General features: G+C 44.0%; 27 protein-coding genes and 1 pseudogene. 3 read left to right on the plus strand and 25 right to left on the minus strand.

Going from position 1 to position 23,962, the window contains the following annotated elements:
- The 5 genes from ccmE to ccmA form a co-directional block, all read right to left on the minus strand.
- Nucleotides 1-480, minus strand: coding sequence for a cytochrome c maturation protein CcmE (gene ccmE, locus B1L02_RS10705; RefSeq protein ID WP_010369083.1), 480 nt, complete (start codon nt 478-480; stop codon nt 1-3).
- Nucleotides 477-680: a heme exporter protein CcmD gene (ccmD, locus tag B1L02_RS10710; RefSeq protein WP_088531002.1), complete on the minus strand. Its 204-nt coding sequence runs from the start codon at nt 678-680 to the stop codon at nt 477-479. The genes ccmE and ccmD overlap by 4 nt, the downstream gene beginning before the upstream one ends.
- A gap of 2 nt (nt 681-682) precedes the next feature.
- Complete coding sequence (locus B1L02_RS10715) at nt 683-1,420, minus strand: heme ABC transporter permease (RefSeq protein ID WP_010369087.1); 738 nt, start codon at nt 1,418-1,420, stop codon at nt 683-685.
- A gap of 1 nt (nt 1,421) precedes the next feature.
- Nucleotides 1,422-2,108, minus strand: a complete 687-nt coding sequence (gene ccmB, locus B1L02_RS10720; RefSeq protein WP_010606377.1) for a heme exporter protein CcmB — start codon at nt 2,106-2,108, stop codon at nt 1,422-1,424.
- A gap of 67 nt (nt 2,109-2,175) precedes the next feature.
- Nucleotides 2,176-2,730: a cytochrome c biogenesis heme-transporting ATPase CcmA gene (gene ccmA, locus B1L02_RS10725; protein WP_335682182.1), complete on the minus strand. Its 555-nt coding sequence runs from the start codon at nt 2,728-2,730 to the stop codon at nt 2,176-2,178.
- Nucleotides 2,731-2,833: 103 nt separating this feature from the next.
- Between ccmA and B1L02_RS10730 the strand changes: the two genes are divergently transcribed.
- Genes B1L02_RS10730 through B1L02_RS10735 form a run of 3 tightly spaced genes read left to right on the plus strand, consistent with a single transcriptional unit; the run spans nt 2,834 to nt 5,585 of the window.
- Nucleotides 2,834-4,822, plus strand: coding sequence for a flagellar hook-length control protein FliK (locus B1L02_RS10730; protein ID WP_232003066.1), 1,989 nt, complete (start codon nt 2,834-2,836; stop codon nt 4,820-4,822).
- A 5-nt stretch (nt 4,823-4,827) separates the two neighbouring features.
- Complete coding sequence (locus tag B1L02_RS24455; RefSeq protein WP_232003067.1) at nt 4,828-5,283, plus strand: flagellar hook-length control protein FliK; 456 nt, start codon at nt 4,828-4,830, stop codon at nt 5,281-5,283.
- Between the two features lie 5 nt (nt 5,284-5,288).
- Nucleotides 5,289-5,585, plus strand: a complete 297-nt coding sequence (locus B1L02_RS10735) for an EscU/YscU/HrcU family type III secretion system export apparatus switch protein (protein ID WP_088531003.1) — start codon at nt 5,289-5,291, stop codon at nt 5,583-5,585.
- A 290-nt stretch (nt 5,586-5,875) separates the two neighbouring features.
- On the opposite strand, the gene B1L02_RS10745 is transcribed toward B1L02_RS10735, so the two are convergent.
- The 20 genes and pseudogenes from B1L02_RS10745 to fliL form a co-directional block, all read right to left on the minus strand.
- Complete coding sequence (locus tag B1L02_RS10745) at nt 5,876-6,307, minus strand: DUF2802 domain-containing protein (protein ID WP_088531005.1); 432 nt, start codon at nt 6,305-6,307, stop codon at nt 5,876-5,878.
- Nucleotides 6,308-6,805 (minus strand): chemotaxis protein CheW, encoded by a 498-nt coding sequence (locus B1L02_RS10750; protein ID WP_010369098.1) that lies wholly within the window; start codon nt 6,803-6,805, stop codon nt 6,308-6,310. It lies immediately after the preceding gene.
- Nucleotides 6,806-6,829: 24 nt separating this feature from the next.
- Nucleotides 6,830-7,591: a chemotaxis protein CheW gene (locus tag B1L02_RS10755; RefSeq protein ID WP_088531006.1), complete on the minus strand. Its 762-nt coding sequence runs from the start codon at nt 7,589-7,591 to the stop codon at nt 6,830-6,832.
- Between the two features lie 8 nt (nt 7,592-7,599).
- Nucleotides 7,600-8,370, minus strand: coding sequence for a ParA family protein (locus tag B1L02_RS10760; protein WP_010369100.1), 771 nt, complete (start codon nt 8,368-8,370; stop codon nt 7,600-7,602).
- A gap of 128 nt (nt 8,371-8,498) precedes the next feature.
- A complete protein-coding gene (locus B1L02_RS10765) occupies nt 8,499-9,644 on the minus strand; it encodes a protein-glutamate methylesterase/protein-glutamine glutaminase (protein WP_088531007.1) in 1,146 nt (381 codons plus the stop codon).
- A 74-nt stretch (nt 9,645-9,718) separates the two neighbouring features.
- Nucleotides 9,719-11,943 (minus strand): annotated as a pseudogene (locus tag B1L02_RS10770) (chemotaxis protein CheA).
- A 13-nt stretch (nt 11,944-11,956) separates the two neighbouring features.
- Entirely contained in the window at nt 11,957-12,733 is a 777-nt protein-coding gene (locus B1L02_RS10775; protein ID WP_088531008.1) for a protein phosphatase CheZ, read from the minus strand.
- Nucleotides 12,734-12,753: 20 nt separating this feature from the next.
- A complete protein-coding gene (gene cheY, locus B1L02_RS10780; protein ID WP_010369104.1) occupies nt 12,754-13,137 on the minus strand; it encodes a chemotaxis response regulator CheY in 384 nt (127 codons plus the stop codon).
- Nucleotides 13,138-13,179: 42 nt separating this feature from the next.
- Entirely contained in the window at nt 13,180-13,914 is a 735-nt protein-coding gene (locus tag B1L02_RS10785; RefSeq protein WP_088531009.1) for an RNA polymerase sigma factor FliA, read from the minus strand.
- A 2-nt stretch (nt 13,915-13,916) separates the two neighbouring features.
- Complete coding sequence (locus B1L02_RS10790; protein WP_088531010.1) at nt 13,917-14,777, minus strand: MinD/ParA family ATP-binding protein; 861 nt, start codon at nt 14,775-14,777, stop codon at nt 13,917-13,919.
- Entirely contained in the window at nt 14,770-16,245 is a 1,476-nt protein-coding gene (flhF, locus tag B1L02_RS10795; RefSeq protein ID WP_088531011.1) for a flagellar biosynthesis protein FlhF, read from the minus strand. The genes B1L02_RS10790 and flhF overlap by 8 nt, the downstream gene beginning before the upstream one ends.
- Nucleotides 16,246-16,264: 19 nt before the next feature.
- The gene (flhA, locus tag B1L02_RS10800; RefSeq protein WP_088531012.1) at nt 16,265-18,367 is read right to left on the minus strand and encodes a flagellar biosynthesis protein FlhA; all 2,103 of its coding nucleotides are present in this window, start codon (nt 18,365-18,367) and stop codon (nt 16,265-16,267) included.
- An 84-nt stretch (nt 18,368-18,451) separates the two neighbouring features.
- Nucleotides 18,452-19,582 (minus strand): flagellar biosynthesis protein FlhB, encoded by a 1,131-nt coding sequence (flhB, locus tag B1L02_RS10805; protein WP_088531013.1) that lies wholly within the window; start codon nt 19,580-19,582, stop codon nt 18,452-18,454.
- A 9-nt stretch (nt 19,583-19,591) separates the two neighbouring features.
- The gene (fliR, locus tag B1L02_RS10810; protein ID WP_088531014.1) at nt 19,592-20,371 is read right to left on the minus strand and encodes a flagellar biosynthetic protein FliR; all 780 of its coding nucleotides are present in this window, start codon (nt 20,369-20,371) and stop codon (nt 19,592-19,594) included.
- A gap of 2 nt (nt 20,372-20,373) precedes the next feature.
- Nucleotides 20,374-20,643 (minus strand): flagellar biosynthesis protein FliQ, encoded by a 270-nt coding sequence (gene fliQ / locus B1L02_RS10815; RefSeq protein WP_010369116.1) that lies wholly within the window; start codon nt 20,641-20,643, stop codon nt 20,374-20,376.
- Between the two features lies 1 nt (nt 20,644).
- Nucleotides 20,645-21,382 (minus strand): flagellar type III secretion system pore protein FliP, encoded by a 738-nt coding sequence (gene fliP, locus B1L02_RS10820; RefSeq protein WP_088531015.1) that lies wholly within the window; start codon nt 21,380-21,382, stop codon nt 20,645-20,647.
- A complete protein-coding gene (gene fliO, locus B1L02_RS10825; protein ID WP_088531016.1) occupies nt 21,375-21,833 on the minus strand; it encodes a flagellar biosynthetic protein FliO in 459 nt (152 codons plus the stop codon). Before fliO ends, fliP begins: the two co-directional genes overlap by 8 nt.
- The gene (gene fliN, locus B1L02_RS10830) at nt 21,833-22,231 is read right to left on the minus strand and encodes a flagellar motor switch protein FliN (protein WP_069018761.1); all 399 of its coding nucleotides are present in this window, start codon (nt 22,229-22,231) and stop codon (nt 21,833-21,835) included. The genes fliO and fliN overlap by 1 nt, the downstream gene beginning before the upstream one ends.
- A 72-nt stretch (nt 22,232-22,303) precedes the next feature.
- Nucleotides 22,304-23,398, minus strand: coding sequence for a flagellar motor switch protein FliM (fliM, locus tag B1L02_RS10835; RefSeq protein WP_088531017.1), 1,095 nt, complete (start codon nt 23,396-23,398; stop codon nt 22,304-22,306).
- Between the two features lie 10 nt (nt 23,399-23,408).
- Entirely contained in the window at nt 23,409-23,933 is a 525-nt protein-coding gene (gene fliL / locus B1L02_RS10840) for a flagellar basal body-associated protein FliL (RefSeq protein ID WP_039492515.1), read from the minus strand.
- Nucleotides 23,934-23,962: the final 29 nt, after the last annotated feature.

The following is a 23,962-nucleotide window of genomic DNA, read 5'->3' on the forward strand; positions in this document are numbered from 1 at the left end:
TTAGTTCTCGCTGTTTAAATTATATTTTGGCTTTTCGTGCTTAATGCCTTTCACGGCTTCCGCCACTTCTGATGGCATATACTCTTCATCGTGCTTGGCCAGCACTTCAAACGCTTCAACAACATTAGACTCAACTAACGTCCCTTGTGCTACGATACCTTGGCCTTCACGAAATAGATCAGGAAGAATGCCTTTATAACGAATAGTAACCATAGGACCGGTGTCGATAAGTTTAAATGACACATCTAAAGACGTTTCATCACGCACCACGGAACCCGGCACAACCATACCGCCGATACGCAGTTTCTGGCCGATTTGCGGTATTTCTTTTAACTCACCTTTACCTTCAACAAGCTCGCTCGGCGTGTAAAACAAATTGATGTTTTCTTGTAGTGCGTATAGCGTAAGCCCCACCGCTGCCCCAATACCAAAGATAACGGCAACAACGGTGAATAATCTCTTTTTGCGTCTAGGATTCATGCTCGCGACTCCTCTTTTGCTTTTTTAATGCGCGCTTCTCTTGCCATTTGTGCCTTAACCGCTTGCTTTAGCTTCTTACCATCCATGATGGAGCCGACTAAAATACCAGCCAGTATTAATGCACATGAGCCAAATGAAAGCCAAACATAAAAGCCATAGCCACCCATGGCTAAAAATTCACTGAAGGATTCAAACTGCATGATTAACCCCTATTCACTAATTCGCGGACCCAAGGACGGTGTTGCTCACTTCGTAAGATTTCATTTTTCAAACGAATAAGTGTTACCACGCCAAGTACACCAGCAAACGCCACTATGTTGATCAGTAAAGGCCACAACATAGAAGGGTCTATCGCTGAAGTGTCAAATTTGGTGATGGTTGAGCCTTGGTGCAGCGTATTCCACCACTCTACCGAGAAATGAATAATAGGCAGGTTAACGACCCCAACAATGGCAAGAATACAGGCAGCTCGACCACCTGATTTTTTGTCTTCAAAGGCGTGATATAGAGACAAGACACCAAAATACAAAAACAATAGGATAAGCTCTGACGTCAATCTTGCATCCCAAACCCACCAAGCGCCCCACATAGGTTTACCCCAAGCAGCGCCGGTGATTAACGCAATCGCAGTCATTGCCGCACCAATAGGCGCAATGGCGATAACCGCCAGTTCAGCATTACGAATTTGCCATACTAAGGCAACAATCGCTGCAATAGCCATAGAAGAGTATGCGCCCATTGACCAGATAGCCGATGGCACATGAATAAAGATAATACGATAGCTGTCTTTTTGTTGGTAGTCGGCTGGCGCATAGGCTAACCCCCAAACCCATCCAACAATTAAGCCCACTACCGCAATCACGGCAAAGTAAGGAAGCAAGGTGTTACACAGTTGGTAAGCACGCTCCGCTTTGGCATAAGGATGTAACCACTTCCACATTTTAACTTACACTCACTCTTAAAGCTGACGATATGGCAATTGGTGCGGCAACAATTGCGACGGCAAGCATCGCACCAAGGATTGCAAGCTGACCACCATACGCTAAAGACATGCTACTGGTATCTATGGCGGACGTTGCAAAAATCAATACGGGGATATAAAGCGGTAGGACGAGTAAACTCATTAAAATGCCACCTTTTTGCAATGCAACGGTGAGTCCTGCGCCAATGGCCCCAATAAAACTTAATAACGGTGTACCTATCAGTAAGGTCAAGACAGTCGCATTGAGAGACTGCGACTCGAGATTCATTAACAGCGCGAACAAGGGCGCAAGCACCACCATTGGCAAACCACTGACTGTCCAATGCGCTGCTACTTTTGCTAATACTGATAGCGATAAAGGATAAGGTGAAGCAATCAATTGCTCTAATGAGCCGTCGTTGTAATCGTCCCTAAATAATTTATCTAGACCTAACATAGTCGATAAAAGCGCCGCTACCCAAATAATACCCGGTGCCATTCTGGTAAGCAGCGCAGGTTCGGGCCCAATTGCTAACGGAAATAGGGTGATCACGATTAAGAAAAACAACAGCGGGTTGACTATCTCAGCGCGTTGTCTAAAGGCCAAGGTCACATCTTTGGCGTAAACCGATTTAAAAGCTAACCAGTAAGAATGTTGAGTCTGCATTACAAACGGTACTCCAACGCCAAGGTTTGTAACTGTGCAAAATGTGCGGTGAGATCTTGGTGGGTCGTCAATAAAATGGCGCCCCCTTGTCAAGATGAGACTGAAATTGGGTTTGCAACATGGCGACCCCTTTTTTATCCAGCGCAGTAAATGGTTCATCTAGCACCCAAAGCTTGGCCTGATTCAGCCACAAACGTACTAACGCAACACGGCGCTGTTGGCCTGCCGACAATGTCCGCACAGGTACATCTTCAAGCCCTATTAAACCGAGCTTGGCAAGCAGTGTATAGACTTCTTCTTCATCGGCCTGAGCGCCATGAACCATAAGCCAATGTTGGACATTTTCGTAGGCGCTAAGTTGTTGATTGACACCTGTCTTATGACCAATAAATAATAAATCGGCAGCGAATGAATCATAATCATCGCTGATATCAGTGCTGTTGTAGCGGATCTGCCCTTCGTCCGCTCTGGCGAACCCAGCAATGATCCTCAACAAAGAGGTTTTTCCGGCACCATTTGGGCCTTCAATTTGCATGATCTGCCCCGCATGGAGAGTGAAACTTAATGAGTCAAACAAGCATCTATCTTGTTTGGTACAAGTGACGGCGTCTATCTCTAGCAAACTTGGGCTTCTCTTTACCTAAAATTGGGCGTTAGTCTAACATAATGGTATGGTAATACGAATAATCCGATGCGACCGATTAGCGAAAATTTGATTTAAAATAATGAATAAGCTGCCAATTACAACAAATACGACGACAGCATCTGTGATAAGCACAGATAATAGCGAAGTATCGAGATTAGACTTAGCCAAAAACCAACCGTTTGCAGCGAAGAATATCCAAATTAGTAACGATAAACTAAAAATGGATGTGGCAATTGATGGCCGCTGGCAAACTATCCAATTAGCGCTTAAGCCTCCAACCCAGCCCAATCAGCTTCCAGAAGCACAGGTTAGTATCGATGAAACTGGCAAGGTGATCACCTTTCAAACGCCCAAATTACAAGCGCAAGTAACGCTAACAAAACAGCTTTTTGATATTTTAACGACGCTAAAGACACATACGCCAAGCCCTGTAGTACAGTCTTCAGCTACCACGTTGCCAGACGCCACATTACACATCAAGGCGCTTGATTTAAAAGTACCGCTTCCGCAAGCCGTGGCACAATTGCTCGCAAGTGAAAACAAACTCATTGCCCATCTTAGTGCCCAACAAAGTAATGTTTCCTTGCAAGTCGTCAATCAATTTAAAGACTTGCTGTTTAGTACAGCTTTACCTAAGTCAATGATTGCAAAACTTATCTCAAGTCAACTTAGCAGTGTTGAGGTAAAGCCGCAGCCAAGCGGAATAACACTTAACATTCATGACCGTTCAGTCACCTTATCGCCAATAAGCAGTAACTGGCCAGCAGCAACCACATGGCAAAAGGGCGAAGTAAAAACGGCTTTCAATGGAATTGATATCACAAAATCGACACAACAAGTAAAAGTAGAAACCATAAAGCCGCTTAGCGCTTTGCTGCAACAGGTAAGCGTAGTCAATAAGGATGCACCTTCACCGCTTGAGTCACGCTTAGCGTCAGTACATACGCTGGCGTATGACAAACCGTTACTTGAAGTCAATCTGCAACAAATTAAGTCAACGGTAGTAAAAGCGTTGCAAGTACTGATCGGAAGACCTTTTGGTAAACCACTCACAAATCAGGTAGATCAGCCCGCGAACTCCCCAGTCAAGAAAGGTAAAAATGATGTTTTGAGTCGCTCGGTCTCAACTCTGCTTGCGCCAAACGAGAAAGTAAGTGCTCACAATAAAAATAAATCAAGCACGCCACTGCAACAACTCTCAAACCAAATAAAGCTTAATCTTACAGAGCTAATGGCAAAGCAACCATTACCATTGCAAAAAAGTCACACACCTTTGCAAAACGAAAAGTTAGCCAGCTCCATTTCTCGTTACTTACAACACCAGCTAGCAGAGACACCAAAATATCAAGCGCCACCGGTTGATTTTGAGGTGAAACAAAAAGCCCTGTCCTTATTATTGGACACCCTCACAGATAAACTGTCGCTTAGCAACAAGCAAGTTGAACAGCTGACACAAGTCTTAGAGCGGCCGCTTTATCGTAAAGCGAGTTCTGTGCCTGTAGATCCTGCTAAAACGCTCCAGTTGCAATTTACACATTCACAAAGCACAAAAGTAACCGCTTCGCCTCCTCAAGTACCTCAGCCTACCAGCAATCAAATTAAAGGGGTAATTGAAGCCCTGCTTACTCTGCCCATGGCTAAGCCCGAACAAAAAGAAAACACACCAAACATGTTACGCCAAGCTTCTGCAACCATCGAAAAGCTCGCAAAAGCAGATACATTCAAACAAACGCCTGAATTACAGAAATTAGTCAACCAAGCATTTTCGCGCTTGCTTGATGACCGCTCAGTCAACGCGCTCACCGTTAAAAACCAGTTAGAAAGCCAACTGGGCGTGGCAACCTTTGCTAACACGCCAACAAGTTTAGCTCAATCGAGCTTTACACAAATGTTGGACCGTTTAATTGTGTCGCTATTAGGTAGTCAGGTGGCAAACCAAGCTCAGAGCAATGAACAAGCAACACAAAAAATACAAGCCTTGCTGGATGCGCTGCTACCACAGCTGAAGCTGCTCTCCCCAAGCAAACAGCAGACGCGCTTCAACAACCACAAGCAAAAGAGCTGTTAAGCGAATTGGGGCAATTGCATAACCAATTACAACCGCAACAATCACACACTACAGCGACCAACTCTGCAAAACAAGACAGCGAAGCACAGTTGATTGTTAACCTGCTCTTCCCCACTAAAGTAGGACAAGAGCAACAGCAAACACAATTACAAATAGGTGAATATAAAAAATCGCCCAAACCTGGTATGCCAGAGAAATCCGTGTGGTTTATTCGTCTTTGTTTTGATTTTGCTGAAAAAGGTCAGATCCATGCCCAAGCCGAGCTGATGGATAAAGCCCTAGAATGTGCATTAGTAGCCACCTCTAATCAGGTCAAACAGCTCGCAGAGCCACATTTGGCAATGCTCAGACATAAGTTAGCATCTCATGGGCTACAAGTCGCTGAGATAGGCCTTAGGGAAGAAGCCAGCTTTCAAGATAAGTTCTTTAATGAACACGCAATTATCAACATTAAGGTGTAAAAGAGATGACACAAAAATCTGCAATCGGGTTGTTATATGAAGCCGGAAGCGCACCTCAGGTCACCTTTAAAGGATATGGCGAGCTGGCAGAGGAAATTATTGCGCTGGCAAAAGAGAAAAACATCATGATCCATGAAGATGAATCATTAGTACAAACGCTCAGTGCGCTTGAGTTACATCAAGAGATCCCAAAGGAGCTCTACTATGTGATTGCCGAACTCATCGCTTTTTCTTACATTATGCGTGGTAAGTTTCCACCTGGCTGGGAAGGTTTTCGTGGCAAGCTAGATATTAAGGCATAGTCAAAACTTCCTACTTTCTAGGGCCTGTTGACCTTTGCTGTTTGATTTTTGTTCTCCTGAGTGTGTTTTGATCGCGACGCTCGACTTGCCGCCTAGTAATCTAGGCAAAAGTTGAGCAACAAAGAACAAAGCGCACTCAGGGGAACCCAAAGGGCAGCGCTTGATTGGAATTTCTTCTGTGTTATCGCCTAACTTACATAGAATAACTATGCTACGCAGGCTCTGCCTTGTATAAATACCAATCAAACTGCTGCAAAAACAAACTTGAAAGGTCAACAGGCCCTAGACAATCATTTTGATTTGTTATGTAAAGACATGAGCAGCTCTGCCTCAGCTCTTGGCAACTCACACTCGCGCATCACCTCTTCGATATCGGCGCCAAGCTCTACCATTTTCACGGCGCGAGAATACATTTTTGCGTCTGGGTCATCATATTTCTGTGCCGCTTGCTGATTCGCAACATCATTTAATTCTTGCTCGGTTGCGACCACTCGCTTGCCAATACTCATGATACTGGCACGTAACTCTGCAACTTCGCTGCGTAATATTGCGATTTGTTGCTCAGTGTCTTGTAGTGAGCTCGAAAGTTGCGCTGTTTGGCCCTGCGCATTCTGTAATTTTTTACTCAGCACAAAAACAAACCTCAAGCATGCTAACGCAAGTATGCTTGAGGTTATTGATATGACGAGTAAAACGGTTTGTGCGTTTACTACTTCAGACATCTAGATATGACTCAGCTCATCCCATTCATCATCGCTTAATAGCTTATTAAGATCGACTAAGATCAACAGCTCGCCTTCTCGATTTGATACGCCTTGGATAAACTTAGCGCTTTCTTCGGTGCCAATGTTTGGCGCGCTGTCAATTTCCGAGCTACGTAAGTAAACCACCTCAGCAACGCTATCGACTAAGATACCAATAACTTGCTTCTCGGCTTCGATAATCACAATTCTTGAATTATCCGTTACTTCTGCACTTTGCAGGCCAAACCTAGCTCGCGTGTCTATAACCGTTACAACGTTACCACGCAGATTAATGATCCCGAGTACATAGCTTGGCGCACCTGGGACTGGTGCAATTTCGGTATAACGCAATACTTCTTGCACTTGCATTACATTGATACCGTAAGTTTCCTCTTCAAGCTTGTAAGTAACCCATTGCAATACTTCATCATTACTATCAGCATTTTTGTCTGCAGAAAGTAGTCTATCTTGGCTCATGGTTTCACTCCATCAATATACTAGTTACTGCTCTCGACTATCGAGGCCTTGTTCTAGCAAACGGTTTAAATTCTCTACATCAATCAGCGCGCACATTTTCTCTTTAATCACCCCAGCCAACCAAGGCCGTTTACCATCCGCTGTGCGCCACTTTATGTCTTCAGGTTTGAGGGTTAAATTGTTGACTAGCTTTTCTGCTAACAATCCCCAATTACTATCCCCAAGCGTAATCAAATACTGATAATCCAGACTATCTTCCAATTCAGGTGTTAACTTCTCAGGCATTACCCATCGCGCAGTATCAACAACATTAAGCTTTTCTTCACGATTTAGCATCACGCCTTTAAACCATTTAGGTTTACCAAAGAGTTGATTGACTTCACCCAGTTGGTGTATTCCCCCAAGTGATTTAAGCGGAACCGCCAGTGTTAAGCCTGCAACTTCAAAAAACAATGCCTGAAATTCACCTTCTTGATAGGCTTCCCTTGCAGAGAGGGATTCTATCGTTGTCTGTTCTTTGATAATAGATGTATTTTCAGTGACTTCAAGATCTTGAGCTAATTTACTCGGTTGTTCTTCAATAACTTCACTCACCGACTCCTGAGGCTCTGTTGCAACGACAACTGGAAGGTCTGTGTCTTCAAGTTCGGATTCCGGCTCTTTTACTTGTTCAAGTAGCTTTGCAACTGGTGATAATTCGCATTGCTCAATCTCTGGCTCCTCTTGTAATAGGGCGCCAAGATACTGCTTCATCACCTTTTCATTTGCAAATAAATGCTTACTCATTATGCTCTCTAGCTTAACTGCTTCAAATAGTCCAATAGTGCACGGTAAGCGAACACGCCTCGTGATTTAGGACAAAATTGTACTGGGACTTGCTGTGCAAGACTCGCATCCCTAAATTTGGTATCTACGGGAACCACACCTGGCCAAACGGCCTCTTTGTATGTTGCTAGCAACGTTTTATACGCCTCCAACGACGCTTTGGTCCGTTTATCATACATAGTTGGAATGATAGTATATTGATACTGTTTCTGCTGTGAAGACTGCATCAGCTCCATCGTGCGCATCATTCTATCTAGTCCCTTTAACGCCAAAAATTCAGTTTGAACCGGTACTAAAATTCGCTCACTCGCTGCTAATGCGTTAACCATCAGTACCCCAAGCACTGGTGGACAGTCTAAAATAGCATAGTCATATTGATCCGCTATTTTTTCGAGCGATTTCTTCAAGATAAGTCCCATGCCCGTTTTATTACCCATACTACGATCAAGCGTAGCAATGGCCATAGTGGCAGGCAAAATATCAAGATTCTCTATGGTTGATGGGCAAAGAGACTGCAAAATTTCTTCACTCGTCATACTGCTGCCGCGTGCAAAAATATCATACACACTGACTTCTAGCTCTTCAGAGTCAATACCAAAGTAATATGTCAGTGAAGCATGTGGATCAGTATCAATCAGCAATACTCGGTGACCTTGTTCAGCAAGAATGCCTCCCAAGCTCACCGTTGTCGTGGTTTTACCCACGCCACCTTTTTGATTTGCTACTGTCCAAATTTTCACTCTATATTCCTTCGCTTATCAATATCGACTACGTTCAATCGATACTATACCAACTCGGTGTTATTCATTCTTTTTAGACGTTTGATATTTACAAGCTTCAAGCAAAACAACCAAAAAGGTAACTTGGTCTATTGGTTACCCGCTTCTTTATTAATTCTCGCAGCAAAGTCTTGTAAAGCGATGCTATCTGACGAAAGTCCAGCGCCAGCGACAGCTTGAGGCATACCATAAACAACACAAGTCGCTTCATCTTGCGCCCAAATAGTGGCCCCTACCTGTTTTAGCATACGAGCACCATCTCGGCCATCTGCGCCCATTCCCGTTAAGACAATCGCTAACGTGTCGCCACCATAAGCTTTTGCAACACTTGCAAATGTCACATCAACGCTGGGCTTATAGGTGATCCTCGGGCTATCGTCTTCAAACACTTTTAGTGTCTTACTACCACCGCGATTTTCAACCAGCATTTGCTTACCACCAGGTGCTAAATAGGCCACGCCAGGCATTAATCTATCACCTTGTTCTGCTTCTTTAACTTTTATCTGGCATAAACTATTCAATCTTGCTGCAAACGCAGGTGTAAATGCAGCAGGCATATGCTGGATAAGTAAAATTGGATGAGGGAAATTTGCTGGTAACTGCGTCAATATCGTTTGCAGTGCAACCGGTCCTCCTGTCGACGTGCCAATTGCAACCAGTCCATATTTCTTCCCCGATGCTCTAACACTCGTAGTACTAGACGTGCCACCAGATACAGGTCTCTGAAAGCTTCTATCCGGTTGAGGAATTGTTGCTCTTCCTGTGTCAGAGCGAGTTGCTCTAGGTTCGGCTCGCTTAGGTGGAGTCGCAATACTAGGGCGAGTAAAACGGCTAACGCGGCGGCGGCCAATTTCCTTTACTTTATTTTGCAATGATTTAATTGCTTCTTCGCTATTACGAGCGATGTCTTCAAACTTTTTCGGTAAGAAATCAACAGCACCAGCATCCAGTGCATCTAACGTAGCACTAGCGCCTTCACGAGTTAGTGAAGAGAACATTAAGATTGGAGTTGGTGTGGCCTGCATAATCTGCTTCACAGCACTAATCCCATCAAGCACTGGCATTTCCACATCCATAGTAATTACGTCTGGACGCAATGAAGCGGCTTTTTCAACCGCCTCTTTCCCATTAACGGCGAAATCTATAACTTTGATTTCACTGTCTTTTTCTAAAATTTCACTAACTCGACGACGAAAAAAACTGGAGTCGTCTACGACTAACACTTTAACTGCCATTGGCAACGCTCTTTAATTTGCTCTACAGCAGAGCAACAACTGTTGCTCTAGAATTCGAACTACGCCTAACAAAATCAGGCGTAGTGTTTTAATAAGTTGGGGACATCAAGGATTAGCGCAATACCACCATCAGATGTGATAGTCGCACCGGCCATACCTGGTGTACCTTGTAACAATGCGTCTAGAGGTTTAATTACAACTTCTTCTTGGCCTATCAGAGAATCGACCACAAAACCGACTTGTTTAGTGCCGATTTGAGCTATAACAACGTGGCCTTCGGCCTTTCTCATTCCCTATTAGCACCTTTCACCAACCAATGCTCAAGATAAAATAACGGAATCGCTTTCTCTCTTACAATGATAGTCAATTGACCATCAACCACATTCGTTTTAGTCAAATCTAAGTGGAAGATCTCGTTCACACCAGCAAGTGGTAACGCAAACGTTTGCTCTCCAACTACTACCATCAATGTCGGTAAAATAGCCAGTGTAAGCGGAACTTTTATCTCTAATACAGTACCAACACCCAATTCTGACTGGATATTTACCGAGCCATTCAATTGGGTGATCTTCGTTTTAACAACGTCCATTCCAACACCACGGCCTGAAATGTCTGAAATTTGTTCTTTCGTTGAAAATCCAGGTGCAAAGATCAAATTATAGGCTTCAGTATCGGATAGTCGGCTTGCTTGATCGGAGTCAATAACTCCTTTGTTAATAGCAATTTTCTTGAGCTTTTCAGGGTCCATACCGGCGCCATCATCTCTGATAGTGAGAAGAATATGATCCCCCTCTTGAGATGCTGACAACGTGACCGTACCCATTCTTGGCTTACCCGATGCTTCGCGCACGTCAGGCATCTCAATGCCGTGATCCACTGAGTTTCTGACTAAGTGAACCAATGGATCTGCAAGCGCTTCAACAAGGTTTTTATCTAAATCCGTCTCTTCCCCTTGTAAAACTAGGTTGATTTCTTTTTTCAAGCTACGAGCAAGGTCTCTAACTACTCGAGGGAAGCGGCCAAATACCTTTTTAATAGGCTGCATCCGCGTTTTCATCACGGCACCCTGCAAGTCAGCGGTTACTACATCGAGGTTCGAAATAGCTTTGCCCATGGTTTCGCTGTTAGTATTATTCGCTAAGCTAACCAAGCGGTTACGAACCAATACTAGTTCACCAACCATATTCATAATTTCATCAAGGCGCTTAGTATCAACTCGGACCGTAGTCTCAGCTTGTGCCGCAGGTTTCTTCGCAGCGGCTGGCGCAGAAGCTTTTGCAGCCTCAGGCTCTTTTTGTGGTGCTGGAGTCGCAGGTTTAGCTTCGACTTTAGGTGCAGGCTTTGGAGCAGGTTTCGGCGTTGGCGCTGCTTTAGCTGGCTCAGGTTGAGCAGGCTTAGGCTCTGAGACATCTGCTGGCGATTCATCTACCGCTTTAGGTGCACTGCCTTTACCGTGAAGTTCGTCAAGCAAAGCCTCAAACTCATCATCGGTAATTTCTTCATCTCCAGCAGGAGCACTTGTCACGGCTGGTGAGGTTGGTTTAGCCGCCGGCTCATTGGCTTCAGGAGTAACAGCGTCTTCTGCATTTGGTGCTCCACCGAATTTCCCAACACCATGGAGTTCATCTAAGAGATTATCGAACTCGTCATCGGTAATGTCACCATCATCTGCGGTTGATACAGCATCGGATTTAGCTGCCGGAGCAACAGCAGGAGCATTACCTGAACCGTGTAATTCATCTAATAGATTTTCAAATTCTTCTTCTGTTATCTCATCAATGCTGGAACTGCTATCATCGCCAGAGTCAACATCTGCATCGAATAAAATATCATCCGCACTCAAATCTGGCACCACAGGTTCTGGCTCAGAAACAGATTCGTCAATCACTTCACTGACTTCATCTTCAGATGCAGGTTGGCTGAGTTTGTGGAGGGTTTCAAGCAACACAGGATCGGCAGCTTCCGGTTCCTCACGATTTTGAATACAAGCGAACATTTCGTTGATCGTATCCAAAGATTGCAAAATAACATCCATCAATTCAGACGTTACTTTTCGCTGCCCTTGTCGTAGTACATCAAACACGTTCTCTGCACCGTGACAGGCATCAACCAGTTCGGTCATGCCGAGGAAGCCTGCTCCACCTTTTACAGTATGGAAGCCACGGAAAATCGCATTGAGAAGTTCTTTATCTTCAGGATTATTTTCTAGTTCAACAAGCTGTTCAGATAACAGTTCTAATATTTCGCCTGCTTCAACAAGAAAGTCCTGCAAGATATCTTCATCGACTTCAAAGCTCATACACACTCTCCAACTAGAAGCCTAAACTAGATAGTAAGTCATCGACTTCGTCTTGACCAGAAACCACATCATCTCGCGATTCAGCGTCAATAATTGGACCTTCAGGCCCAGACAATTCATCACTGATAATCTCAGCTGTTTTTATTTCGCTTTCATCCGCTTTCACTGCAGCTGAAGGCGCTTCATCTGAAGTCCCAAATGCAGTCAGCAGGTGAATGAGACTATCTTCTACTTCTCTCACAAGCTCAATGACGCGGCGGATAACCTGCCCAGTCAAATCCTGATAGTCTTGAGCCATCAGCACGTTAGTCATCAAACCTTGTAATTCGTCTGTACGTGTCTTTGAAGTCTGCATAAAGCTGTCGAGATCATGACACAGAGACTTAAACTCACCGAGTTGAATATCTCTGCTCATCAACCGATCCCAAGTTGGCTTTATTTGTGCTAACTCATCCGCAAGATTTTGCGCAAGAGGTAAGCTTTCTTCGACCGCGTCCATCGTTTTATTAGCAGCGTTTTCTGTCATTTCCATAACATAATTAAGACGCTGCTTGGCGTCAGGTATAGCCTCTGTCGTGAGATCTGAGAGTCGAGTATCCAGCTCAAAGTTCTTCAAGGACTCGTGTAATTGGCGAGTTAGCTTTCCAACTTCCGCAAACAACTCCGATTGCTCTTTGTTAGCAGCTTCTAAAATCAGCTGGTCAGCTTTTTCTTGTTCACCTTGCTCTAGGAGCTCAACAAGTTGCTTGGCTTGTTCAAGTGTAATTTGCGGCGCAGCATTTACAGACATAGGCCATATCCCCTTGCTGTTTAGCCTAGTCGCTCAAATACTTTTTCAAGCTTAGTTTTGAGCGTGCCTGCAGTAAACGGTTTGACAATATATCCGTTTACCCCAGCTTGCGCTGCTGCAACAATTTGTTCTTTTTTCGCTTCTGCGGTAACCATCAACACTGGAATGTGCTTAAGCTTTTCATCTGCGCGTATAGCACGAAGCAGATCAATACCCTGCATGCCTGGCATGTTCCAATCAGTTACTACAAAGTCAAACTCCTGATTTTGTAGCATCGGAAGTGCTGTACTACCATCATCAGCTTCTTGAACATTGGTAAAGCCTAAATCTCTTAATAGGTTTTTGATTATTCTTCTCATAGTAGAGAAATCATCAACCACGAGAATCTTCATGTTCTTATCCAAAACTTCCTCCAGTGAGGTTCGAACCCAACTATTTTATGTACTCTAATTTATCCAGTCATTGATTTTAGCTTTAAGCTTTATCATTGCCTGACCGTGAATTTGGCTTACTCGAGATTCACTGACATCTAGAATGGCACCAATCTCTTTTAAATTCATTTCGTCGTTATAGTAAAGTGACAAAACCAGAGCATCCCTTTCGGGTAACGCTTTGATAGCTTTTACTAAAGACTCGTTAAAACGTTCATTTTTAACGTTATTAAACGGTTTGTCTAGCGCAAAATCGCTGTTTGCCGGGGTTATCACATCTTCATCAACCCCAAGATCCTCAATGCCGATAACTTTACTTGCATTTACATCATGTAAAATATGATGGTACTCATCTAAAGATATATCAAGTTTTTCAGCGATTTCAGTGTCTTTTGGTTCTCGACCAAGGAGAGATTCTAACTCAGAGATGGCCTCAGCAACCATTCTGCTATTTTTGTGAACAGAACGAGGGGCCCAATCACCGCGGCGGATTTCATCTAGCATTGCACCTCGAATGCGGATCCCCGCAAAGGTCTCGAAACTAGCTCCTTTAGTTGCATCGAAATTTTTAGATGCCTCAATCAATCCGATCATTCCTGACTGGATGAGGTCGTCGAGTTGCACACTTGCCGGAAGTCGAGCAATCAGGTGGCACGCCACTTTTTTGACAAGTGGAGCATGCCGTTCAACCACCTTATGAATGTGGTCTGAAGTTTGATATCCCGCAGCTCTATTGACCGGAGAAGCCATAATCACCCGTTTACAAGTTGTTCAATGAAAAATTCTAGATGACCGGAAGGTTGATGCGGAATTGGCCATTTAACTGCCTTAGCGGCAAGTCCCTTAATCGCAATCGCCGCAGGGGAGCTCGGAAATAAATCTACGATAGCTCTTTGTCTGCGAGATGATTTACGCATGTTTTCGTCAAACGGTACGGTGGCCACTAATTCCAGTGCAACATCAAGAAAACGGTCTGTAACTTTTGAAAGTTTAGCAAATAATTCTTGCCCTTCACGCATACTGCGAACCATATTGGCAACAATTTTAAAACGGTAGACACCATGCTCTCTGCTTAAAACTTTGATCAACGCGTAAGCATCGGTAATGGAAGTCGGTTCATCACACACAACAACCATCACATCCTGTGCAGCTCGAGAGAAGCTCAGAACCATATCTGAGATACCTGCTGCAGTATCAACAATTAATACATCAAATTGGGTGTTAAGCTCGCTAAATGCGCGAATAAGTCCTGCATGCTCCGCAGGAGTCAGCTCTACCATATTTTGAGAGCCTGAGGTCGCCGGCACAATTTTGATACCTGCGGGACCTTCTACGAGAATCTCATCGAGTTCACACTCCCCCGACAACACGTGTGACAGATTCTTTTCTACCCTTAGACCTAACATCACATCACAGTTTGCCAAGCCCAAGTCCGCATCTAAAACGAGAACTCGCTGTCCTTGTTGGCCCATAGCGATGGCAGTATTGAGCGAGACGTTGGTTTTACCCACCCCACCTTTTCCACCGGTCACGGCTATTACTTTTACACCCTGGTTGCTATTTTGACTCATTCTACGCAGGCCACTTGCTTGATCTAAAACTGTGTTAATCATACATTCCTACTGACTCTGACGCTACAGGTACACGTCGAGAGTGCTGTGCTTTTATTCTTTTTAAATACAATTGCTCAGCCTTTTTTACTAGCTTTTGAGCATTTGCTACACGAATGTCTTCCGGCACTCGCTGACCGTTGGTAAGATACCCTATTGGCAAGCGATTTTGAATCGCTATACTAATTATCTCACCTAAACTTAGACTTTCATCAAGTTTTGTGAAAATACAGCCACTTAAATTTACTTTTTTGAAGTGTCTTACTGTTTCTTGTAACACATTCATCTGTGCTGTCGCACTCAATACTAAATAGCTGCGAATATCTACTCTCGCGCTGCGCATTAGTGTATTTAACTGTTCTGTTAAGCGCAAATCTCTTTGACTCATTCCCGCAGTATCTATTAATACTAGACGCTTATTGCGTAAATGATAAAGCACTTCTGCAAGTTCATTTGCATCTTTAACTTGTTTAACCGGACAACCAATGATTCTACCATAGGTAGCTAGCTGCTCGTAAGCGCCAATTCTGTAAGTATCAGTGGTTATTAGCGCTACTTTATCTGCACCGTATTTTTGTGCGCCTAATGCCGCTAATTTTGCAACCGTTGTAGTTTTACCAACACCAGTTGGACCCACCATTGCAAATACTCCACCTTGACGAAGAATATCATTGTTGGTGGTGTGCATTTGGTTAATTACCATATTCAACAGCGCATCCCAGGCTTCTTTACGAGAGACATCATCAGGGATAAAACACGCCATTTGCTCAGCGACATCTTTATCTATCCCCATTCCTTCAAGACGGTCTACAAGGCACGCGCGGGTTGGATCGCGACGAGCCATTTCTTGTTTCATTAGTCCTGATACTTGATGTTCAAGTAACTGACGAATAGCGTTCATCTCTTCACGCATTGCACTCATTTCGTCAGGCTTTGCATTTAACTCAGGTAAATCATCACCAAAGCCGTTGTCTAACTCATCCGACTCGCCCCAATGCTGTGGCTGCTCAAATGCATCATCATCAAAGTCAAAAGATTGGCGGCGAGATTGCTGTGGCTTCGCTTGGTATGTCGGTGTAGCAGCCGGTGTTTTACGTTGACTGCTTAACATTTGCTCTGTATCAATCCCCGATTGTGAAAACATAGAAGCCAGCTCTGGTGAGCGAGGACGCGGCGCTTGACGTTCAAGTAATGCCGCTAAGCTATCGGCAACTTGCGCTTGTTTTGCTGGCTGTGCTTGGCGAGGCTCTGGACGGACAAAGCGAGTCGGTGCCTCGCTTGAGGCTGTCGCTTTGGCGGCTGTGGCTTGCTTAACTGGCGCTGCGGCGCGGTCATTATCAATTGCTGCGACGATTTCAACACCATCCGCTAGTTTTTTGTTAGACATGATGACAGCATCAGCACCAAGCTCTTCTTTCACTTCATTTAAAGCCGTACGCATATCTTTTGCGAAGAAACGTTTAATTTTCATGTTACAGCCCCTTTATCCTCTATTGTCCAACCGAGCTCACTATCTTAATTTGTCTTTCTTCCGGCACTTCTTGATATGACATCACTCTAAGACCTGGAATCGTATGTTTAACAAATCGAGACAGCACACTTCTTAACATACCTGAGGTTAATAAGATGGAAGGTTCCCCTAGCATTTCTTGGTTGTGATGTGCTTCTCTTAATGATTCTTGAAGCCTCTCAGCCAAGCCAGGTTCAATACCTGCCCCCTCATCACCTGCGTTCTGAAGTGACTGATGCAACATCTGTTCCAACTCAGGCGCCAATGTTATGACAGGAATTTCTTCTTCACTTCCAACGGCATCTTGAACAATCAATCTGCGTAATGAAATTCTTACCGCAGCCGTTAACACATCAGGGTCTTGGCTCCGTGGGCCGTACTCAACTAAGGTTTGTACAATCGAGCGCATATCTCGAATCGCAACGCCCTCGTTAAGGAGATTTTGTAGTACTTTTACTACGGTAGTGAGTGGTAAAATATCAGGCACTAAGCCTTCAACTAACCTAGGGTGACTTTTCGCAAGCATGTCTAATAGGTTTTGCACCTCTTCATGACCAAGCAATAGTGATGCATTATTCGTCAATAATTGACTGATATGTGTCGCAACCACAGTTGCAGCATCTACTACTGTATAGCCAAGTGAATGTGCTTCATCTTTTTGATCTGGCTTAATCCATACTGCATCTAGGCCAAATGCAGGATCTTTAGTCTCTATGCCTTTAATCGGCCCAAACACCTGCCCTGGATTAATTGCAAGCTCATCACCATGCTTCAACTCACCAGTTCCTGAACCCACACCCATTAAAGTGATATTGTATGCATTTGGGTCTAATTCTAGGTTATCGCGAATATGCACTGGTGGTACTAAAAAGCCCAGCTCCTGTGATAGTTTTTTACGGACCCCTTTAATACGGCTGAGAAGCTCCCCGCCTTGGGCTTGGTCAACTAGAGGAATTAGGCGATAACCTACCTCTAAACCAATCACATCAACAGGTTGTACATCATCCCAACCAAGCTCTTTTTGATCTTGCTGCTGACCACCCTTTGCGGTAGGACCTTTGGCAGCTTGTTCCGCCTTTTCGATCTCGGCCTTTTTCTTTTGCTGACTTGTGTAATAAGCGATATAGCCAAGCAGTACACCCAATCCTAAGAAGGCAACGTGAGGCATACCTGGAACAAGTCCCATGGTGATCAAAATGCCTGAAGCAATAGCCAGTGATTTTTCATTACCCAGTTGGCTTTTAAACTGATCGCCCATGTTATGCGATTCATTTTGACGCGTTACGACAATTGCCGTACCAATTGAGAGTAAAAGAGAAGGAATTTGCGCGACCAGACCATCACCGATTGTCAGCATGGTATATACTTCCATCGCGTGACCAAAGCTTAAATCATGCTGGATCATCCCAACGAAAAGGCCGCCTATAATATTAATGGCAAGGATCACAATACCTGCAATGGCATCACCTTTAACGAATTTACTCGCACCATCCATTGAACCGTAAAAGTCAGCTTCTCGAGTCACTTCTTCACGACGGGATCTAGCGTCATCTGCTGAAATAAAACCGGCGTTCAAATCCGCATCAATGGCCATTTGCTTGCCGGGCATAGCGTCAAGGGTGAAACGCGCGGACACCTCAGAAATACGGCCCGCACCTTTGGTAATTACAACAAAGTTAATAATAATAAGGATAAGGAATACAACTAAACCAACGGCGTAGTTACCACCAATAACAACACTACCAAAGGCTTCGATCACCTTACCTGCCGCATCACCACCATTGTGGCCTTCAAGCAATACGACGCGAGTACTCGCTACGTTTAGTGCCAATCGCATGATAGTCGCGATGAGTAGTACTGCTGGGAACATACCAAATTCGAGTGGCTTCAAGGTATAAACAGTCACCAATAGCACCACAAGTGCCAATGCAATGTTGAAGGAAAATAGAATATCAAGCAAAAAAGGAGGTAACGGTAGAATAACCATGCCAAGTGCTGCAAGCACCAACAATGGCGTACCCACTCCTTTAGCATATTCTTTTTTATCTCGATTGAGTTGTTGTAAAACTGCTTTAAATTCCATAACTTAACACAAGCAAAAAATTGACACATAGCAACTACTGCAATATGTATTCCAATTAATGGCTTATTTTTATAAGAACAGTTTTTAGTGCTTCAAATTGTCAGGAATTGGTAAGTCTCGACTGAGTGCCGTTGGTTTTTTCCCTTTGCCCTTTTGAAAACGATTCAGCTGAAACACATAGGCTAGTACTTGTGCAACCGCGGTAAACAACTGCTCAGGAATTTGGTCACCCACTTCGGTAGTGTGGTAAAGCGAACGAGTCAATACGGGTGACTCCACAATCGGTACTTCATTTCCTTTGGCTATTTTTCTAATTTGCATCGCAAGCTCATCAACCCCTTTTGCAATAACAATAGGTGCCCCCGCTCGTTCAGTGTCGTATTTAAGCGCAACCGAATAGTGGGTAGGGTTGGTCACAACAACATCCGCATCTGGTACATCTTGCATCATACGTCGTTGCGACATTTCTCTTTGTGTGCGGCGGATCCGCGCTTTTATTTGAGGATCACCTTCTGAGTTTTTATATTCATCCTTGACTTCTTGCAGCGTCATTTTTAGTTGCTTATGGTGATTATAGCTTTGATAAGGGGCGTCAATCGCTGAAATAATGATCATGGTGCAACTAAGCGCCAAGAACATCCACGCTATTATTTCTAACGCATGTTCTATACTCGATGGTATTTGCTCAATGCTCAAGTGCAATATTTCGTTAAAATACATATTGATAAGCAATATCGCAAAACCTGCTACTAAGACGAACTTAAGAATCGATTTTAATAACTCAATGGCCGCTTGCGGGCCTAACATTCGCTTCAGCCCCTTCATCGGTGACATTTTACTTGCTTTTGGAGCAGCCGCCTGCCAAGAAAAGTTAAAACCACCGAGTAACGTATTCCCCACTATTCCTGCAATTGCGATGATAAAAACAAACATGGCCATTGGGAATAACAGCTCAGCGCCAATATCTCCCCACACAGCAAACATTTTGGTTGTATCGTAGGTTTCATTGCGATTAAGCGACAACATTCGCCCCATGACGTTGTAAAGCGCCTTCCCTATACCAGGACCATACATCAGCAAAGCAATCGCAGAAAACAACAAGACAAATGTAGTCCCTAACTCCTTAGAACGGGCTACCTGGCCTTTACTCCTCGCATCACTTATCTTCTTGGAGGTGGGTTCTTCGGTGCGTTCTTGACCTGAATCTTCTGCCATTTCAACCTCCTATACCGTGCAACCAATTAAGTCGCACATCAGCTCCGTCATTTTGAGCCATTGAAACTCAAATTGTGCTAAGAAGTTACCCAGTGTCGCCCAAATAATGGTAAGACCCGCAACGAGCGTAAATGCAAACCCTACGGAGAAAATATTCATCTGAGGTGCAGCTCTGGTCATAATCCCAAATGAAATATTGATAATCAACATTGCCGTTAACGGAGCTAACGCAAGGGCAAGGGCCGTAGAGAACATCCAGCCCCCCCAATTAACGATTCGCCAAAAATTATCTACCGCCCACCAGTTTCCTGCAATCGGAAAGCTTTCAAAGCTATACACAACCATTTGAATCATCATCAGATGGCCGTTATAAACAAAAAACAGTAATGTCGCTAATATTAAATAGAACTGACCGACGGCAGGTACACTTAACCCATTAGCAGGATCTACGACAGATGCGAAACCAAGACCTGTTTGCATAGCAAGAATTTGACCCGCAATGATAAAAGTATTTAAAAGTAATAGAGAGCCAAAACCAATTGCAACTCCCGTCATCATTTCTTGAAGAACAACTAAAATCATCGAAAACGAGAACAAATCGGTAAATTCTGACTTGGGCAAAACGGGCACCACGGCAAAGGTAACAACCACAGCGAGAGCAAACTTAATTCGGGCCGGCACACTTTGTGCCCCAAGCCCTGCCATTACCATTATCATTGAGCTTATACGTACTAGTGGAAGTAAAAAATCACTCAACCACTGCATGATTACCGCAAAGGTGAACTCCATGGTTAGCCTGCAATTTCAGGAATTCGCATAACCACGAGGTTAAAATAGTCCATCAGTTCTTGAGTTAACCAATGGCCACCAAAAATAAGGGCCAGAATCGTGATAATTAGACGCGGTAAAAAGCTTAATGTTTGTTCGTTAATCGATGTTGCGGCTTGAAAAACGGCAACAACTAAGCCAACTAGAAGCCCCGGTACCACAATTGCTGCCACCAGTTTGATGACCAGAAACAATGCATCACTTAAGATATCAACAAAGACTTCTGGTTCCACATTACACCCCCAATCCGAAGCTTCTGGCCAGTGTACCCATGACCAAACTCCAACCATCGACAAGCACAAAAAGCATAATCTTAAATGGTAAGGAAACTATCATTGGAGATAACATCATCATACCCATGGCCATCAAGACACTGGCTACGACTAAGTCGACTATCAAAAAGGGGATAAAGAACATAAAACCAATTATAAAAGCCGTTTGCAGCTCTGATGTAACGAATGCCGGAATAATAACGATAAACGGCGTGTCTTCAGGACTATCAAGCTTGTCATATCCTGCTATCTTGGCAAAGGTTTCAAGGTCTTTAATTCGGGTTTGTGACAGCATGAAGGCTTTCATGGGTTCTTTGGCACGTTCAAGTGCTTGGATTGATGTGATTTCTTCTTTTATGTATGGCTGCACCGCTTCATCATTTATCTGCGAAAATATGGGTGCCATTATAAATAGCGTCAAAAACAGCGATAAACCGAGTAAAATTTGATTCGACGGCGATTGCTGTAGACCAATCGCTTGTCTCAAAATCGCAAGCACAACAATTATTCGAGTAAACGAAGTCATCATAATCACAGCTGCTGGAATAAAACTCAGCGCTGTCATAATGGCGAGCACTTGAAGTGTCACCGAGTACTCTTGAGAGCCGTCAGGGTTTGTTGTAACGCTTATTGCTTCTATCCCTTCTGCAGAAGCTACCCCAGAAAACAGTAATAAACAGAGTATCAGCAATCTAATCATGACTTTTCTTATTATGGTTGTTGGTTACTTGCCCTTTACCCGCTAAAAACTTTTGTAGTTCGTTTGCAAATGGCGTTCGGCTAGCATCATCTAGCGGTGTTTCTAGCTGATACAAGTAATTGATATTATTAGGTGTTACCCCAAGCAAATGCTGTTTATCATCCAACTCAATAACCAGCAAACGTTCTTTCGTACCGAGCGATATACTGCGGATCACCTTAAAGTCTTTCTGGTTTACGATGTTGGGATTCAAACGCTTTAATACGAACGCTAGTCCCAAAATAAGTAGCACTACCAACATCAGAGACAACCCCATGGAAAGTAGCTCTGAACTTAATCCCGCGGTACCAGCCCCCACAGAAGATTTAGGTACTCCCTCTGAGGTTGTTGCAGTGGCAGCCGTCGTGTAAAAAACGATACCAAACACTGCTAAAGACCACCCCCAACGCATTAACGTAGCTTTTTAATACGCTCAACCTGACTAATGACGTCCGTTAAGCGAATACCAAACTTGTCGTTTACTACAACCACTTCACCGTGCGCGATCAATGTGCCGTTAACAAGCACATCTAACGGTTCACCAGCTACGCGATCAAGCTCAACAACAGAGCCCTGATTTAGCTGTAATAAGTTACGAATATTAATTTTAGAGCGGCCAACTTCCATAGAAATGGTCACCGGAATATCTAAAATGGTATCTAGTTTACGTTTTTCATCTGACGATAATGCAGGCGCTGAATCTTTGAGTTCATCTAACTCTGCAACTTCTGGCTCACTGCCACTTTCGGCACCTTCGGCTTCAGCTAGTGCTGCTGCCCATTCGTCCATAGTATCTTGATCATCGCTCATTGGATTACTACCTGATTAAGTTAATTTGTTGTCCATAATTAGTCTCACGATTCTGCTTATACAAGCTCGCGACTACCAATCTAAATCCACACCTTCGGAAAGATGTAGATCTTCTTCTAATTCTGCCAGTTCAGCATCAGAATCGAGCTTTTTACCACCTTTGGTGAATACATGAAGCTCTGACTTAACTGATTCTGGACGTTTAATTTTTTCACTGATCTGCAACGCGACGTTGTCACGAGAACGGCCCATTTTTGCTCTAAACGTTGGCAGTTCCTCAACAAAAACCGTTACATGCTCTGGCATTTCCACAGGAATAACATCACCAGCTTGAAGCTTCATTACTTGCTCAAGCGATAAGTCAACTTCCAGTAACTGGGAAGAAATCTCAACTTCCACGTCCATAATCTCGTCACGAAGCGCCTTACTCCAACGGAGATCGGTATCTTCAGTATCTGATTGAACACCGGCATCAAGTAACTCTCGAATCGGTTCCAACATAGAGTAAGGCAGTGAAATATGGAAATCGCCCCCTCCACCATCTAATTCAATGTGGAAGGAGCTAATAACCACCACTTCTGTTGGTGACACAATATTAGCCATCGCGGGGTTCACTTCCGAGTCGAGATATTCAAACGACACATCCATCACCGGCGCCCATGCTTCTTTATAATCTTCAAAGATGATTTTTAGTAGCATCTGCACGATACGACGTTCTGTTGGTGTAAATTCCCGTCCCTCAATCTTGGCATGATAACGACCATCGCCACCAAAAAAGTTGTCTACGAGAATAAAGACCAACCGTGCTTCCATTGTAATAAGACCAGTCCCTTTTAGTGGTCTAAAACGCACCATATTCAAGCTGGTAGGAACGAATAAAGTATGAATATATTCGCCGAATTTAAGCATTTGTACGCCATTGATAGACACCTCCGCGGTGCGGCGCATCATGTTGAAAAGGCTAATGCGCATATGGCGGGCAAATCGTTCATTAACGATTTCAAGCGTTGGCATCCGCCCACGCACAATTCTATCTTGAGACGAAAAGTCATACTGTAAGGCACCAGCGCCTTCACCGTCACCACCATCGCCGACTTCGTCTTCTTCGACTTCATCTACACCATGGAGTAGCGCATCAATTTCGTCTTGGGATAATAAATCGCTCACAAATACTACCTTATTGCATTACAAAGCCAGTAAACAGCACACGCTCGATTACTTTACTACCTTCAACCCCTTCCATCGCGGCTTGAACTTTATCTAGCGCCGTTAGCCGTAACGTTTCTTTACCAGCACTCGTGCTTAGCTCGTCTGCTGTGGTAGTGGAAAACACGCTCAGTAAAGTACCTTCAATCAAGGGAATATGCTTCTTTGCTACTTCTTCATTGACATCACCGCGAACCAGCAGCTGAACTTTAATTTGCACGATTCTGTCGCGACTTGCACCAGGTACATTGAAAACAAAAGGGCGAGGCATAGCAACGTACAATGCGCTCCCCATTTGCGCAGCGCTACCTTGCTCCGCTTTAACTTCACTTGCTGTCGTTTCTTCTGCTAAAGATTCTTCTGGTGCGTCTGAGCCTGAAAATAAGAAAAACCCTGCGACACCGCCAAGTACCAATACCGCAGCGGCAATAATGATAATCAGCTTTTTCTTAGAACCACCCGTTTCTTCTATTTCTAAGTCGGTTTCTTCAGCCATAGCAAGCCCTTATGATCTTTATTAACTAC

The sequence above is a fragment of the Pseudoalteromonas piscicida genome (assembly GCF_002208135.1).
In the GTDB taxonomy this organism is placed as follows: domain Bacteria; phylum Pseudomonadota; class Gammaproteobacteria; order Enterobacterales; family Alteromonadaceae; genus Pseudoalteromonas; species Pseudoalteromonas piscicida_A.

What these genes read in the sequence shown, in the direction of transcription:
- flhB (WP_088531013.1), bottom strand. Translation starts at nt 19,582, where the DNA reads ATGGCAGAAGATTCAGGTCAAGAACGCACCGAAGAACCCACCTCCAAG.
- B1L02_RS10735 (WP_088531003.1), top strand. Translation starts at nt 5,289, where the DNA reads ATGACACAAAAATCTGCAATCGGGTTGTTATATGAAGCCGGAAGCGCA.
- flhF (WP_088531011.1), bottom strand. Translation starts at nt 16,245, where the DNA reads ATGAAAATTAAACGTTTCTTCGCAAAAGATATGCGTACGGCTTTAAAT.
- fliR (WP_088531014.1), bottom strand. Translation starts at nt 20,371, where the DNA reads ATGGAGTTCACCTTTGCGGTAATCATGCAGTGGTTGAGTGATTTTTTA.
- B1L02_RS10730 (WP_232003066.1), top strand. Translation starts at nt 2,834, where the DNA reads ATGAATAAGCTGCCAATTACAACAAATACGACGACAGCATCTGTGATA.
- fliL (WP_039492515.1), bottom strand. Translation starts at nt 23,933, where the DNA reads ATGGCTGAAGAAACCGACTTAGAAATAGAAGAAACGGGTGGTTCTAAG.
- flhA (WP_088531012.1), bottom strand. Translation starts at nt 18,367, where the DNA reads ATGGAATTTAAAGCAGTTTTACAACAACTCAATCGAGATAAAAAAGAA.
- ccmD (WP_088531002.1), bottom strand. Translation starts at nt 680, where the DNA reads ATGCAGTTTGAATCCTTCAGTGAATTTTTAGCCATGGGTGGCTATGGC.
- fliP (WP_088531015.1), bottom strand. Translation starts at nt 21,382, where the DNA reads ATGATTAGATTGCTGATACTCTGTTTATTACTGTTTTCTGGGGTAGCT.
- B1L02_RS10750 (WP_010369098.1), bottom strand. Translation starts at nt 6,805, where the DNA reads ATGAGCCAAGATAGACTACTTTCTGCAGACAAAAATGCTGATAGTAAT.
- B1L02_RS10715 (WP_010369087.1), bottom strand. Translation starts at nt 1,420, where the DNA reads ATGTGGAAGTGGTTACATCCTTATGCCAAAGCGGAGCGTGCTTACCAA.
- B1L02_RS10755 (WP_088531006.1), bottom strand. Translation starts at nt 7,591, where the DNA reads ATGAGTAAGCATTTATTTGCAAATGAAAAGGTGATGAAGCAGTATCTT.
- ccmB (WP_010606377.1), bottom strand. Translation starts at nt 2,108, where the DNA reads ATGCAGACTCAACATTCTTACTGGTTAGCTTTTAAATCGGTTTACGCC.
- B1L02_RS10745 (WP_088531005.1), bottom strand. Translation starts at nt 6,307, where the DNA reads ATGTCTGAAGTAGTAAACGCACAAACCGTTTTACTCGTCATATCAATA.
- B1L02_RS10775 (WP_088531008.1), bottom strand. Translation starts at nt 12,733, where the DNA reads ATGTCTGTAAATGCTGCGCCGCAAATTACACTTGAACAAGCCAAGCAA.
- ccmE (WP_010369083.1), bottom strand. Translation starts at nt 480, where the DNA reads ATGAATCCTAGACGCAAAAAGAGATTATTCACCGTTGTTGCCGTTATC.
- fliO (WP_088531016.1), bottom strand. Translation starts at nt 21,833, where the DNA reads ATGCGTTGGGGGTGGTCTTTAGCAGTGTTTGGTATCGTTTTTTACACG.
- fliN (WP_069018761.1), bottom strand. Translation starts at nt 22,231, where the DNA reads ATGAGCGATGATCAAGATACTATGGACGAATGGGCAGCAGCACTAGCT.
- B1L02_RS10790 (WP_088531010.1), bottom strand. Translation starts at nt 14,777, where the DNA reads ATGATTAACACAGTTTTAGATCAAGCAAGTGGCCTGCGTAGAATGAGT.
- B1L02_RS10785 (WP_088531009.1), bottom strand. Translation starts at nt 13,914, where the DNA reads ATGGCTTCTCCGGTCAATAGAGCTGCGGGATATCAAACTTCAGACCAC.
- B1L02_RS10765 (WP_088531007.1), bottom strand. Translation starts at nt 9,644, where the DNA reads ATGGCAGTTAAAGTGTTAGTCGTAGACGACTCCAGTTTTTTTCGTCGT.